The 14,422-nt window shown below is 61.5% G+C and carries 9 protein-coding genes; 5 read left to right on the forward strand and 4 right to left on the reverse strand.

The window, feature by feature from the left end:
- Window positions 1-892: 892 nt before the first annotated feature.
- Window positions 893-1,180 carry a hypothetical protein gene (locus tag ACFTR6_RS15815; RefSeq protein WP_377958575.1) on the reverse strand — a complete coding sequence of 96 codons (288 nt, stop codon included), beginning with the start codon at window positions 1,178-1,180 and terminating at the stop codon, window positions 893-895.
- 266 nt (window positions 1,181-1,446) lie between these two features.
- The gene (locus ACFTR6_RS15820) at window positions 1,447-2,394 is read right to left on the reverse strand and encodes a CHAP domain-containing protein (protein WP_377958576.1); all 948 of its coding nucleotides are present in this window, start codon (window positions 2,392-2,394) and stop codon (window positions 1,447-1,449) included.
- Window positions 2,395-3,098: 704 nt separating this feature from the next.
- Between ACFTR6_RS15820 and ACFTR6_RS15825 the strand changes: the two genes are divergently transcribed.
- The 5 genes from ACFTR6_RS15825 to ACFTR6_RS15845 are packed head-to-tail and all read left to right on the forward strand — an operon-like array spanning window position 3,099 to window position 8,527.
- Window positions 3,099-3,389: a hypothetical protein gene (locus ACFTR6_RS15825; RefSeq protein WP_377958577.1), complete on the forward strand. Its 291-nt coding sequence runs from the start codon at window positions 3,099-3,101 to the stop codon at window positions 3,387-3,389.
- A 30-nt stretch (window positions 3,390-3,419) separates the two neighbouring features.
- Window positions 3,420-4,193 (forward strand): hypothetical protein, encoded by a 774-nt coding sequence (locus ACFTR6_RS15830; protein ID WP_377958578.1) that lies wholly within the window; start codon window positions 3,420-3,422, stop codon window positions 4,191-4,193.
- Window positions 4,165-5,532, forward strand: a complete 1,368-nt coding sequence (locus ACFTR6_RS15835; RefSeq protein WP_377958579.1) for a hypothetical protein — start codon at window positions 4,165-4,167, stop codon at window positions 5,530-5,532. Before ACFTR6_RS15830 ends, ACFTR6_RS15835 begins: the two co-directional genes overlap by 29 nt.
- The gene (locus ACFTR6_RS15840; protein WP_377958580.1) at window positions 5,529-7,037 is read left to right on the forward strand and encodes an SCO6880 family protein; all 1,509 of its coding nucleotides are present in this window, start codon (window positions 5,529-5,531) and stop codon (window positions 7,035-7,037) included. The genes ACFTR6_RS15835 and ACFTR6_RS15840 overlap by 4 nt, the downstream gene beginning before the upstream one ends.
- Entirely contained in the window at window positions 7,034-8,527 is a 1,494-nt protein-coding gene (locus ACFTR6_RS15845; protein ID WP_377958581.1) for an ATP/GTP-binding protein, read from the forward strand. The genes ACFTR6_RS15840 and ACFTR6_RS15845 overlap by 4 nt, the downstream gene beginning before the upstream one ends.
- A 212-nt stretch (window positions 8,528-8,739) precedes the next feature.
- Here ACFTR6_RS15845 and ACFTR6_RS15850 read toward each other — a convergent pair whose 3' ends face one another.
- Both ACFTR6_RS15850 and ACFTR6_RS15855 read right to left on the reverse strand, forming a co-directional pair.
- Window positions 8,740-11,517, reverse strand: coding sequence for a BTAD domain-containing putative transcriptional regulator (locus ACFTR6_RS15850; protein WP_377958582.1), 2,778 nt, complete (start codon window positions 11,515-11,517; stop codon window positions 8,740-8,742).
- Window positions 11,518-12,086: 569 nt separating this feature from the next.
- Window positions 12,087-13,883: an alpha-amylase family glycosyl hydrolase gene (locus tag ACFTR6_RS15855; RefSeq protein ID WP_377958583.1), complete on the reverse strand. Its 1,797-nt coding sequence runs from the start codon at window positions 13,881-13,883 to the stop codon at window positions 12,087-12,089.
- Window positions 13,884-14,422: the final 539 nt, after the last annotated feature.

Here is a 14,422-nt window from a genome sequence, read left to right on the forward strand (position 1 = left end):
CAGTTCCTGACCGTCCGCCGCCACACCGTGATGCAATCGCTCCGGCCCCTGGCGAACTGGTCTGCGGCCGATGCGGGGCCGGCAACAAGCCTGAGCGAAGCTTTTGTCGGCGATGTGCAGCCAGCCTCAAAGAGGCAGCTGTGGTGCCGACTCCTCCGTGGTGGCGGCGTCTCCTGAGCCGCCCCGCAAGAAAGCCACCACCGGCAGGGACCCGGCCAAAGCGTAAACGGAGGCGGTTTCCCTTCAGGTTAGTGGCTTTCCTGGCGGTGGTCGGACTTGCTGTCGGTGCTGCCTACTTCTTCAGGACTGAAATTGCCGACGTAGTAAACTGGCTCCAGGATAATCTTGCAACCTTGACCCAGCGCGCTCAGAGCATCACGGGCGTGGAGTTGGGCACTGAATCCTGGGCCGGACATGGGCTAGCCCTCGTCTCACACACATATTCATAAGCAACGGTGCGTCTAGCGACATGAACGTCTTCCTCAACGAACGACACCCAATGCAAATGTGGAAGTCATCGCCTTCGGCAAAGACAGCCCCGGCGGACGACAAACGACGACTGAAGGACGTGGCCGCGAGACAGGGACTCGACGAAACCATCGGGCAGGTCAGCCGTCTCCGTCCCTGAGGTGCAGATCCTGGCACGGTAGTTGACCGCGCTTTCCGGGGTTTGACGGAAAAGCCAGAGTGAGCCGAACGCCCAAGTACTGGGGATGATGCATGACTACTGAGGATGATGCATGACGGCGCTGCTCCCGGCGGTTGCAGCCGGGTCCGATGCGCGCGGCAACGTTAAGCTGCACCGTTTTCCAATGCTGGGTCCATTTCCAAACAGGAGGAAGCCGCTTTACGGCTCGCGCGGATCGCGTTCCATGGCAGGTTGCCATGATTCTTACCCAGGAGGCGCAATTCGTGTCACTTTCCACGGGTGCTCCGCAGACTGCCGCAGCAGCCTTACCGTGTATTCCCCAGTGTCCGTAGGCACCATCGCCGTGACGCCGAAGCCGTTGTTTGGGTCGACGATCAGCCTCGGAGGCCCGATGACTTCCCGTACAGGCACCTCTGCGGGGTCCGTGTCCACGAAATCGCTGACAGCCTGCGGTGTGAGCCAGCGGGCAAGGGCGTTGGACCATGCATCGGCATCACGGTCAACGCGGGCGAAATCATTCATGACGCTCAAAGCAACGCTCCGTGCAGCATTTTCGGAAGCCTCGTTCCAGACCGGTTCAACATACTTGGTGGCCGGCGTGGCCGGGGCTTGGCCCACCTGAAGAGGAGCCCGGGGGGCGGCTGTTGTCGTCACTATTGTGGTGGGAGTCACTCTCTCAGGGGTGGGAGTTTGCGTGCACGAAGTCCAATAGATTGGACAGATGAGAACCAGTGACGTGACCAGGGCGGCCTGGCGCACCCGCCGGGGCGTTGCGCTCTGAGACTGCTGGGCAGCGTTCATGGTTCGAACGCCTCGGGAAAGTACAGGTACGAACTTGCTTCCTCCGCTCGAATGGACCTGATGCCGTACCGATGGTCGTTGGGCGGCGGCTTGCCGTTGTATTCCTCGATAGTGACCCGTCCGTCGGAGCGGATTGCGGAAACCACTCCAACGTGTCCTAACTTGCCGGCGCCTGCCACTCCTGGACTAAAGAATGCGATAGCCCCAACACGGGGTTCGTTGCCTGTCTCCCATCCATGGCGCTGCCACCCGGCCTCCCAGTCCATTGCATTTCCCAAGCCAAGTAGGGAATTGTGTAGCTTCCATGGGGACGATGTCGAAGAAGACATGGAGTTGAGCCGCCAGAGCGCAAAATCCACGCATTCGCGGTTGTACATCCCCAGGGGACTGACGGCTGCGGCGGGGCAAGTGGTGTCGAGTTGGCAGTAGACCGAATTGCGCCACGGCAGGTCGTCGCCCCGGCCGGTAAGACGTGGCCCCGTTCCATAGCAGTCCTGCAGCCCGGTCACCCCCAGAAGTGCGGAGACGAGCCTAAGTGCTTCGGGCCAGTATTTCTCGTAGTGGTAGGGGTCGGCGTTCCGCTGGACCCGGTGGGCAGCGATTGTAGGCCTGAGGTCTTCCCAGCCGTCCACTCCTTGGAGCGCTTTGAAAAAGTTGGCCGAGCTGACCGCGGCATTCATGCGATCGGCGTCGCTGCCCCACGCGCCATTGGCGCGCTGCTGGAAAAGCCCCCTTGAATCCGGACCGACGGCGTCTCCGTGAGCCAGGTTAAGAAGGCTGGATTCACCCATGGCCGTCATCACACCGATGGCAATACCCTTTGTGTTCAGCCGGAGTGCCTGCCCTGCACCAATGACGACTCGCGCATTGTGCAGCTGCTCACCCGAATACCCTGGAACCTCGACCGCTGAAGCGTTAGGACCTCTATTTTCCGGTGTGGCCATCCCCGCTTCCTGTGGATCCGGGCAGCCAAAGGCCGTGGATCTCCGACCTCCATACGCTGTCAAGGTTGTTGTGGTGAAGACCAAGGCGAGTATGAGTAGCAGATTCAAAACTGCCAGTCCGCCCAGCCTTGCCGGATTCATTGGCATGCAACCGATTCCTGTCTGATACAAGCTGCGGGCCGAAAGCCTGATCCCATTCTGGGACATGCGCCCCGCCCGAACCAGCGCTCCAAAGGACATCGGCGGGGCGGAGGGAGTGCACTCGTTGCGCCGCTTGCTCGTGGCGGGGATTTGAGGCGTACCGGAGGGGTAGCTCTGGTGCTCGTAAGTGAAGGATTAACGCTTCCCTGAAGGGCATTCGACGACGGTCAACGGGGCGGACGTTAGTCCCAGCGGGTGGCTGCGCCCCGTATATTTTTGGCTTCCCTGCATTTCCACTACGGGACCACTGTCTGATGCCCGGAGTGCGAACGAACGCTCGGACCTGTGTGGGCTTTAATCGGAACAATCGCTGCGGGACTCCGCGGACAGCCCGGGCATGATTACCAGCCCGAACGTGCAGCTTCGATAGTTCAGCAGCGCATCAATCAATGTCCCCCTGCACGCGGAGGCCTGCACCAAAGCCAGGGCTTGGCCGAGTAGCCGCCATCTGGTCGGCTGGCGTTAATTGGACCAGACGTTTAGTGCGATGAAAGGCACAGGAGATGAACGTTGTCATAGCCAATCTTCAGATGCTCGCCTCCACTGCGTTTAGCATCCCGGACCCTGGAAGGGGAGTGGCGCCACCAGGTGCCGAGGGATTGTTAATCATCTTGCGCTGGGCCGCCTGGACCGGCCTCGCCATCGGAGTTCTGGGCGTGATCTTCGCCGGCATCACCATGATGCTGCAGATTAGGCGCGGTGAAGGCGGTGACGGCCTCGCGCGGCTGGGTTGGACACTCATTGGATGCGTCCTGGTAGTCGGTGCATCCGGACTTGTCACAGCCTTCGTCTGATGATTCGACTAAGGAAAGGCAGCGGCCGGGATGGACAGCGAATTTCTCAGCCAGCACGACAGGGTCGGGTTCGCAGTGTCTGCTGCTTTGATGCTGGCGCTCACCTTGGCTGCGGCTATGATATCCGTCCCGAGGTTCGGGCCAGTTTCTGGCCTGACCGGCGAGAACAAGGAAGCCTCCGGTGGCCGTGAAACAGCCCCTGGCGGAGCCGTACCAAGATCGCTTGTCCTGTCCGACCGCCCAGCACAGAAAGGGAATCCCGGCGCGAGCGTATGCGGCCTCCCGGCCGGCAACGAAACGGCATTGGGTGCCCGACCGGCAGGCAACTGGCAGTTAGTGGGAAGCATGGCCGTTCCTGCAGCATCGCGTACCTCAGGTCCCGGTACGGTGGATGCCACGGGCTTCCGGACCTGCTTTGCGCGGAGTCCGGCGGGTGCCCTCTTCGCAGCCGCCAACTTTTGGGCGACCGGCCTCAACGGTGATGCCGACCGCGCTTACCGGGAGCTCACCGCGCGCGGTCCCGGACGCGATGCCGTCCTGACAGGCATCGCATTAGGAAGGCCCCTAGCGCCGCCGGGTCGCAAGATAAAGCTTCAGTTCAAGGGCTTCATCCTGCGAGCCTATGAGGCGAGGGCCGCCACTTTTGACCTCGCTGTTCAACGCGACGACGGGAGCATGGGATCGCTGCCGACAAAGCTCGTGTGGGAGGACGGGGACTGGAAAGTTGTCTTGCCCGGCTCGGGTAACCCCGGCGTCAGCCAAATCGCGAACCTGCGTGAATACATTCCTTGGGGCGGCGTCTGACGTGGCGGGATGTACAGAATGGGATATCTTTTGCCGCGGCGCCAGCGACGCCAGTCGCTGGTCCGACGGTGACCTCGGCACTGCGATCCATGACATGGCGGCTGCTGTCGCCGAAGCTACCGGTCAGACGCTCGGAGCGTTGGCAGCCTTCTGGACACAGATGTCCGCCGCCGAGGCAGCGGTGGACCAATTCAAGACGGCCCTCTTCCTGCAGGACAGTCTGTGGTACTGGACCGCCATTCTGGCGGTTCTGTCTGTCGTAGTTGGTGGTATCCGTACCGTGTGGGAGCACCGAGGCGCCCCATTACGGGACACTTTGCGATCGCTGACGACGCTCACGCTGGTGTCAGGTACGTCCCTGGCCATGTTTGCCCTCCTCGTTGCCGCGTCGGGAGGATTCTCAGGATGGATCGTCCATCATGCCACCGGGGGTGCAGGATTCAGCGCCGGCCTGAAGGCAGTATTTCGTCCACCGGGAGAGCCTCTAGGGACGTTCATGGTAATCCTCATGGGTCTGGCGACCACTGTTGCAGGCCTTCTCCAAATCGCCTTCCTTGTTCTTAGAAGTGCCGTATTACTGCTGCTCGCAGGGATTCTGCCCACGATGGCCGCCCTGACTGTGACTGAATCGGGGAGACTGATGTTTAAGAGAAGCCTCGCCTGGATCTTTGCGTTCATTCTCTATGAGCCAGCCGCGGCCACAGCATACGCCTTGGCGTTCCGGCTAACCGATATGAATTCCGGCCCAGCCTCCGCAGCGGAGGAGGGCTCAACTGATAAAGCCGTCGTAAATTCCGTCACAGGCCTCGTTCTGATGATCTTTGCCCTCCTAGCCCTGCCCGCCCTCTTACGGCTGTCAGCTCCTCTGGCCGTCGCGACAGTTGATGGCTGGCGCCGGAGCGATCCGCGAGGTGCAGGGTCTGAGGCTGGCGGGACTGCGGTTGCCGGCGGCGCGGTGCTGCGCGGATTTGGCGGTACGCCGTCGCTATCGGCGGGCACCCTGAACGCTGGTCATCCCTCGGGCGCTGAACCTACGATGCGGCTCCCCGGAGGTGCCAAGGGGGCTATCTCTGGACAAGGCGACGTCACCGCCCTTGCCCGCGGAAGCTCGCAACCGGACGGCTCACGGGTCCAAGGCGCCAACGTCCCGCAAGGGGCGCCTGGCGCTGTGCATGAAACGGATCTTGAAGGCACGGGCGTGGACCCCCGAGGTCTCACACAACCCGCTCGCTACCACGGGGCCCTGGAACGGGAAATAAATCTCCGCCTGGCGATGGCGGAACACCAACGGAAACCCGAAAAACTACAGGTGACGCACAAATCCGGGCGGGGAACATGACCAGCGATGACCGAGCATTCACCGAGCCCCGCTACGGCAACTGGCGGCGCCCACGAGCAGCAGGCCTCGCCGACCTTGGAGCCTTAGGAACTGCAATCCTGTTCGTCGGCCTCCTCGCTGGCATTCTCTCGTTTGCTCTATGGGGCCTTGTTCCCGGCATGGCCGTAATGGCGTGCTTCACCGCCGCCCTCGCCTTCTTCACAATGCAGGATGCACACGGGGTTTCCTTCGCGAGCCGCGTGGGCGGGCTGGGCGTGTACACCCTATCCCGATGGCGCGGGATGAACCTATATCGCGCCGGTCCGATCGGTGCATTGGACTGCGGCCGCTTTCAGCTGCCGGGGCTCGCCGCCAGCTCTCTCCTGTATGAGTTCCCGGACACGTACGGCAGGCTTTTTGCACTGCTGCATCTGCCGACAACAGGTCACTATACGGCCGTTATGTCCACAGAACCGGACGGCGCAGCCCTTGTAGATTCCGAGCAGATCGACGCATGGGTGGCAAATTGGGGCGGTTGGCTCACTGCGCTTGCCGATGAATCGGGCGTGGCGGCTGCATCCGTGACCATCGAAACGTCCCCAGATTCTGGCTACCGACTATGCAGCGAGATCGATTCCCAGTTGGTTGACGACGCACCTGAAGCCGCACAGACGATGCTCCGTGAGGTAATGGCACTTTATCCTCAGGGTTCCGCAGCTGTTCGGGCATGGATTGCGCTGACGTTCAATGCCGCGGTTCGCCCCGGCGCCCGGCGCAGGAAGCCAGACGAAATGGCACAAGATCTTGCCGCCAGGCTGCCAGGCCTCTGCCAGAGACTTCAGACCACTGGTGCCGGAATCGCCCGGCTCATGCCGGCGCAGGAGCTCTGCGAGGTTGTCCGTGTGTCCTATGACCCTTCCGCAGGCAGGACTATTGACGAGGCTCACGCTTCAGGCCGCCCCCTGACGCTTTCCTGGGATGACGTGGGCCCAGTCGCTGCCGAGGCGCGCTGGGACATGTACAGGCACGACGGCGCTTTCTCCGTGTCATGGACCATGACCGGCGCGCCCCGCGGTTCCGTGCATTCCGGCGTTCTTGCCAGACTGCTGTCGCCGAGCATTGACGTCGCTCGAAAGCGGGTCTCCCTCCTGTACCGGCCCATCGACTCCGCCAAAGCCGCCCAAATGGTCGAACGCGACCAGAACAACGCCAACGTCCGTATCTCGTCAGCGAATCGCCCGAGTGCAAGGGCCCTCGTGGATGCCCGGCTTGCGGCCCGGACGGCAGCCGAAGAAGCCCAAGGGGCAGGTTTAGTGAACTTCGGCATGGTCGTCACAGCAACCGTTCTCGACGGCGGACAGCTTGCGGATGCTGTCGCCGACGTGGAACAGACAAGCGGGGCTTCGCGGATCCTGCTTCGCAGGGCGTACGGTTCCCAAGACACCGCGTTTGCGGCATCGTTGCCCTTGGGACTGGTGCTTCCCCGCCACGTCATGCTTCCGAGCGAGCTTAGGGAGGCGTTGTGAGCTGGCGGCACTCCGGGAGGGGAAGGGCACAAGGCCAGCTCGGTATACCGAAGCCGGGACCACGAGGATGGCGACAGCGCGGTGGCGGCGTCGCCGCATGGGTACAACCGGCGCCCGAATGGCGCGGAACCACGGTCCAGGTCTGCGGCCTTTGGCCGTTCATTGCCGGAACCTCAGCGCCGATGATCGGTGTACCGCTCGGACGCCACGAAGAGACTAATGCCACTGTTTGCTGCGACCCGGTCAGCTGGTTTCAAAGAGCGCAGCTGATCTCTAATCCGTCAGTCTTCGTTCTCGGCAAGCCAGGACTGGGCAAGTCGACACTGGTCCGACGCATGGTCCTCGGACTTGCCGGCCAAGGGGTCATGCCCATGATCCTCGGCGATCTCAAACCGGACTATGTGGACCTCATTGAGGCGCTGAATGGACAGGTAATTCCATTAGGGCGTGGGCGCGGCCACCTCAATATCTTGGATCCAGGCGAAGCGTCGGCTGCAGCGGCCCGCCTAACGGGAAGAGCACGTGCCGCCCTGATGGCAGATGCGCACGGCCGGCGCCTCAATATGGCCGTGGCGCTGATAACCATCAGCCGTAACACCACACCGACAGACCAAGAACAGACCATTCTGGACCGCGCCCTGAGACTGCTGGACGACCGCCTGAAAGGCGTGCCGGTCTTGGCAGACCTCCTGGAAGTCATCAGGGAAGCCCCTGACTCTGTCCGTCAAGCAAGTCTGGACCGCGGGGACATGAATGTGTACCTGCGGGAAACCAGGGCACTTGAAGCTACGCTAATGGGACTGGCCTGCGGAGGAAAACTGGGGGAGCTTTTTGCCAGACCCACCAGTGTCCCGATGAGCCGGGACCGGCCAGTGGTGTTCGATGTTTCCGGCATCAGCGAGATGGACGCCGATCTACAGGCCGCCGCTATGCTCGCCTGCTGGTCCTACGGCTTCGGAACCATCAATGTAGCCAACGCGCTCGCAGATGCCGGGCTGGAACCGCGCCGAAACTACTTTGTGGTACTCGACGAACTGTGGCGCGTCCTTCGTGCAGGGCAGGGAATAGTGGACCGCGTAGATGCGCTGACGCGATTGAATCGGACTGTCGGCGTCGGTCAGGCCATGGTTTCGCACACAATGAGTGATCTGTTGGCGCTTCCTGCCGAAAGCGACCGCGTGAAGGCGAAAGGCTTCGTGGAGCGTTCGGGCATGGTGATTTGCGGGGGGCTGCCACGTTCAGAGATGGCGATGCTCACGCAAGCCGTACCGCTGTCGGGGCAAGAGCAGCAGAAACTCGTCTCCTGGCAGGATCCGCCCGCTTGGGATTCACTTGGCCGCACGCCTGAGCCTCCGGGGCAGGGGATGTTCCTGATCAAGGTGGGAGGACGGCCAGGCATTCCGTTCCGCATACAACTGACGCCTTCGGAACTGAAGTTCAACGACACCAACAAGAAATGGCATGGACGTGGAGCCGCAATTCCCCAATGAGGACCGTCGGGACCGTACCCGGCGCAATTGATCTATGCGCGCCATCGAGATGGAGGCGTGGCTGGCCAAGGTCGCTTTGACGAATGTTCAGAAGCGGATCCGGCTGCTGCAGACTGCCCTCGGCTCTGCTAAGGACATGCGGCCTGACCCCATCGCACGTGCCCCGTCCGTACAACTTCTATGAAGGCGCCGATCTGGTAGCGCGGTAGAGCTCAGGATGTGGATCGGGGGATCCGGCCGGGATGCGGGCACCCGTCGCTGGGTAAGACTGCCCGGAATGCGCTGACGTCCTTTTCACCATAACCGGAGACTGCATCAACAGCGACCCCTAGGGTTCGGAGGACCAGCTGGTAGCGTCGGTGTGCGCGCTCGGCGGCGGCTAGGTCGCCGGAATGGCGGAGTACCTCCACGAGAGTGCGCCATGACTCGTCCCGCCAGGGATCGATTTCGACGCTGCGTGATGCGGCCCGGGCAGCCCCTGCGGTATTACCGAACGCGAGTTCCGCGTTTGCCAGCATGGCGGCGGATTCGGCTGCGCGAAGTCGGTATCGCTCGCGTGTGTCGATCACCCACTCCGCCGGACCGTCCTCCGGAAGTACTTCACCGGAGTACAGTTCAACGGCACGGCGCAGTTCGGCTGCCATGCGGCGATGGTCGCCCTCTACTCGCGCCGAATACGCATCGTGCACAGCCTGATCGAACTCGACCAGGTCGAATGTTGACTGCCCAGCGAGCACCAAGGCGTACGCCTCGCCATGCCGCGCAATAGACGGTTGGCACGGAGTGGGGTTACTTAGTTGAAGCGCGCGTCGGAGGCTGGAAATGCTGACCTGCAGATTATGAAGGGCGGAAGCTGTGTCGAGATCCGCCCACAGTATCCCGGCAAGACTTTCACGGTGGACAGGGCGGCCTGCGTTCATGGCCAGAATCCGCATGACCGTTCTGGCTTGTGGCCTTACACGGGCGAGGTCCACGTCCCATCCGTCGAGCCGGAGCCGGAATCCCCCAAAACAACGCACCTCGACGCTGGCTGGCACCGGCGCTGCGTGAATACGATCATGGTGAAACCGTATTGGCCTATCCGGGGAATTCTGTAGGGGCCCACCAATCCTGGCAGGTCGCCGCCCGCCTTGGCGGAAGGCGGGCGATGCCTCCGAGGCCAACCAGGTCCAAGGCCGACACATGAGTCCTGCGGACTTTGCCGTTTCGATTGCCGCCTGCATGAGGTCTGAGTAGTTCTCCGGACTCTGCAGTGCCATGGCGGCGTATGCCACCGCCAAAGCACCAGGTACTTCGGCCGCACGGGCGAAAGCCTCTGCAGCGCGGGGTCGATCCACAGCTTCCGGAAGATCCACTGAGGCTGCGACGAGCGCTTGCGCGGAGTGTGCCCATGCTTCCAATGTGCCAGCACCCAGTCGGCGGAAGCGGAGTGCCAGTTCCTCAAAAGCTGCGGGATCTGCTCTGCCGGAGTGTAGCCGCAGGTGTGCTGCCGCTGCAGCGACGAGGGCTGCCCCCCATTCATCGCCTCGCCCCTCGCAACTTTCGATCACAGTCTGAACCGCAGCCTGCGAGGAGGCGGTACCAGGGAATGCTGCCTGAACCCCGCGCGCAACGCGGGCGAGCCATGTGAGGCCAAAGTGGGCGGCTTGTCGCTGCACAGCGTCGACTTCTGCGGTGCGGGAGTCGGCGGCTGTTGTCGAATTCTCCGGACCAAAAACAGCGAGGACCAACTGCGCCGCCAGAGCTGCCGCGGGTTCGACTCCCAGGCTTTCGGCTGTGCGGCGTAGCCAAGGTAGCGATGCCCGCTGATCTCCAGCAAGGAGGAGGGCTAGCCCTCGGGCCAGTGCATACGGCGCTGAGGGTTGACCGGACAGGGCCTGTGCCACAGCGCTGGGGCGACAACGGGACGCGGCGCGTAAGCTGGCTGCAGGTCCTGAGTCGGCGTAGGCACCATCATTTGCCCAGACGTCCGCCAAAAGGTGGATCTCGTTAGCCAGTTTCAGGCACTGTGGGTCGGTGGTGAGCTGTTCTACCCGTGAGGCGGTCGCAGAGGCGGCCATAATGCAGCCGTCGTCCAATAGCTGGCGGGACGCGGCTAATGCCGCAACGGGTTCGTTAATTATTAACGATTCAGGCAAATGGGAAGCCCATCGGCAGCCGCCTGGTTGGACAGCAGATGCTCCGACCCGACGCAGAAGGTTGCGCAGCTGCTCCCAGTCCTGTCCCTCAGCCAGCAATTCGAGAGCGAGTCCGTAAGCCCGCTCTTGTTCTAAGATAGCGGCGCTGTCCTGACGTGAATCTGCGGCAAGTCGCGCCCCGCCATCAGCCCAGCTGGCAACTAGCTGCTGGCGGAGGGGATGCGGCACGCGGTATGTTACTCCGTTATCGCCCGTCGAAATGATACCCAACCGTTCCAGCCCGAGGAGTAATGTGCGGCTATCGACAAACCCCAAGAGTGCGTCGCAACGCGATGGAGTGAGGACGGGAAAAAAGCATGTTCGATGCAGGAACTCCGTCATTTGAGCCGGGATACCCGCAAGAAAATGCTGGGAAAAATAGTCCCGTTCGAGGCTGGAAGTAGGATTGATCGATTCTGCCGCGCGTCGCCGCTCCACAGCCGAGTGGCTCGTCGTGGCCAGATGGAACAGATGTAGGGCAGCAGCCCAGCCGTCTGTTTTCTCGGTGAGGTTGAAAACACCAGCCGGGGTGAGAGGTTTTCGGTAGACCCTGCGGAACAGCAGATCCACCTCGATGGGTCTGAACCTCAAATCGTCACCGCTGACTGTTACGGCGGATTGGAGTTCGGACTTCGCGAGGTTGAATCCGGGGAAACAGCGGCTTCCGAGGAGGAAGTGCAGACTGGGCGACGGCAGCGTCAGGAGTTGGTCAAGTTCCGCTTCGGCGCTGGTGTTTGCCAGCACATGGACGTCGTCGACGATGAAGTACAGAGCTTCTGCGAGATCCTCACTGGCCGATACGAGGTCGGCCATGGTTCGGGGATGACCGGCGCCACCCCCGGCCGCCAGTGCTTCACTGAAGCAGGAAAGTAGCTGTCCCGATTCCGCGTTCAGCCTGCTACTCCGAAACCAGGCAACACGGCCATCGGCCTGGGCCGCCCAATGAGACAGGAGCGTTGTCTTTCCTGCGCCGGCCGGTGCGATCACCAAAGCCAACCGCGGTCCCGATCCGTCGCCATAGTCAGCACCCAGGCGCGGGCGGACCAACCCTGTTGTTGCGGGCGTCTTGAAACGGGTTCCGTTTTGAAGCTCTGTCATATGCTTCTGCCTCCCAGAAACCTGCGCTCCAGCGGAGTGAAAATATTTCGCGAGTTTATTCGGTGTACTGCATTTTTGGGGTGAATTGCGGTCGGGGACGAGAACGATGGCGAGTTTGTGGTCACGGTACCCTCATCCTCCTGTGTGGTCGGGAGCCCAACGCTGCCCACCATCGACCTCGGATATCTGCAGCCCGTTTTTCCGCAGGCGGCCTCCTAGGTAGGCCTTGGTCGAGGCGCATATCAGGGAAGGCGCCGTGGGCGGCAAAGCCCTCGACGGTCGCTTCAAGATGAGCGTTCCAGAATTCGGATCTCGAGCGGGCGTAGTTCTAGGGCCACCGATGCCAAGCCGTGTGCCGTGCTCACCTGTCCCGGTGCCCCGGGTGCTGCCTTATTCGTGAAGACGTCGGAGAAGGTGCTTCCAGCTGGGTTCAGGATGCTGTCGACGAGGATCCGGCCATTCCAGCTGGACACGGTGTTGGTGTTTGCGGCCACGACGATCTCCGCATCATTGAGAATCCGCGAGAAGGATATAACGCCGCCCAAGAACTGGGAGATGCCGAAATCTGTGCCGTTGCCTGACACCGGCCGGAAATACTGCCGCCCGTACCGCAGGGCCGGCACCTGCCGACGGGCTTCGGACAACTGTTGGATGGTTTGGTAGAACGGGTGGATGGGATCAAAGGCCCTGGGTTTTCCCCAGAGTGCCTCGCGAACGGCCTCCAGGACTCTTCCGCTACCGTTTAACCCTTGCTCAGTCCCGTAGTAGAGGCAGGGGATGCCCTGCAGCGCGAACAGGCATCCGACGGCTAAAGTGAGTTGATCGTCGAATTTGTGTGGATCTGCGGGATCGGTGAAGTAGAGCCGCTGGTACTGGTCGTGGTTGTCCAGAAAAGTCACGAAGAATTTGCCGGCATCGCCATGGGAACTCAGTATTCCGCGCTGGACATTCTTGCGGTAGTCATAAATTCCTGCCAGCGCCGACGGGGGCTGTAGGCCTTTGGACACTGAGGGCAGGACATAAAACAGCGGGAAGTCCAGCGCGGCATCGACTCCGATGAGGTCAGAGGAATCGCTGATTGAATTCCGGCCAATGTATGAGGCAATTTTTTCCTCGTTGTCGTAAATCTCGCCGAACGTGAAAAAGTTTTTCTTGCCGATGCTCAGTGCGTATTCCCTCATGGCATTGCCGAAGACGCGCGCGAATTCCGGTTCGATGTACTTGAGGGTATCAATTCGGAACCCGTCAGCGTCGAACTTGGCGACAAGGTACTGGTGAGCCCTGATAAGGACGTTGCGTAGATATTCTGAACGCTCGGTGGCAAGCTCCTTCAGAGAGGCGAAGTCCCCGGCTCCGTCCCCGTTACCCTTACCCTGCCGACGGAAGAAGCTGTTGTTCTGTAACTCGCGCGGCCACACGAGTTCACTGCCCGACGCGCCGATGATGCCGGCCGCGTCGGGCCAGTCAGCCCGACCGGTGCCGTTATGGTCCCGCCAGCGGACAGGGTAGGGGTTCTCACGGAAAGGTGCCTCCGATGCGCCGCTGCCGTTAGCGGAGTATTCGAAGACATCGCCGACATGGTTTAGGACGACGTCGAAGATGACGTACATACCGCGTGCATGGGCGGCATCTACTAGATCGGTCAGCTCGCCTTCGACAATGCTGGGGTCATTTCGGGCGGCGACGGGGTCGGCGGCCAGGCGTGGATCTAACTCCAGAAAGTTCTGAATCCCGTAGCCATGGTAAGAAGGGCGGTAGAGACAGTTCATCTGGACAGGCGATAGCCAGATGGCTCCTACTCCAAGATCCTGCAGGTAGTCCAGTCGCTCACGAACACCGTTTAGGGTGCCGCCCTGGAAGTCCTCAGTGGTGTCGTCCCAGTTCCTGTGCGGCTGTGCCACGGGATTGTTGAAGCGGTCCGTCAGCAGTTGGTAGATCCAGACGTCCCGCCAGTCCTGCGGGGACGGGAAAGGCGCCGGTATGATCCGCGTCTCGCCAGCGACTTCGACTGTCCGTTGCTCCGTTGCACGTGACCGTACGAAGATCTCGTCGACTTCCGGACCGAAAACAGATATTGTCATGATTTTTCCTTGCGATTCAGTCGATAAAACTCTCAGTTGCTGGTCTCTCCGTCGGCGCCGGGGCGATATGACACCTCATCAGCTAACCCGAGGCTGAACTTACTTTGCGCAGGCTGAGTCGACTCGACCCGAACCATTGAGGGAACTTGTGCCCTTATCGCCAAGCAGCTGCAACGCATGTCTGACATCTTGGACATGATCGTGGAGAGCCTTCTCAAGCTCGCTCATGGCATCTCCTTGAGGTTGACTGGATTTGGTCTGGCAGCCGATGTCGGTGGGTCATCCTGTCCTCCGTCATGGAACGTCGTCATATGGACCGGGAAGAAGCGCGGGCACGAGATAGTCAAACACCCGTCCGTTACGCCAGCGTTACAGCCAGTCGATCTGCTGGATGCGGCTGTGGCGCTGAGTCCCGTGAACACCGACCGTCGGGGTCTCTGGGACGCGCTAGCTGTATTGCCCCGGCAGGTTGATGACACGGGGATTGATTTAACGCAATAAGAGGACCTCCGGGTGTTGTGTGGTGCTTGTCGAGAGCG

The sequence above is a fragment of the Arthrobacter sp. NPDC057009 genome (genome assembly GCF_042673905.1).
In the GTDB taxonomy this organism is placed as follows: Bacteria; Actinomycetota; Actinomycetes; order Actinomycetales; family Micrococcaceae; genus Arthrobacter.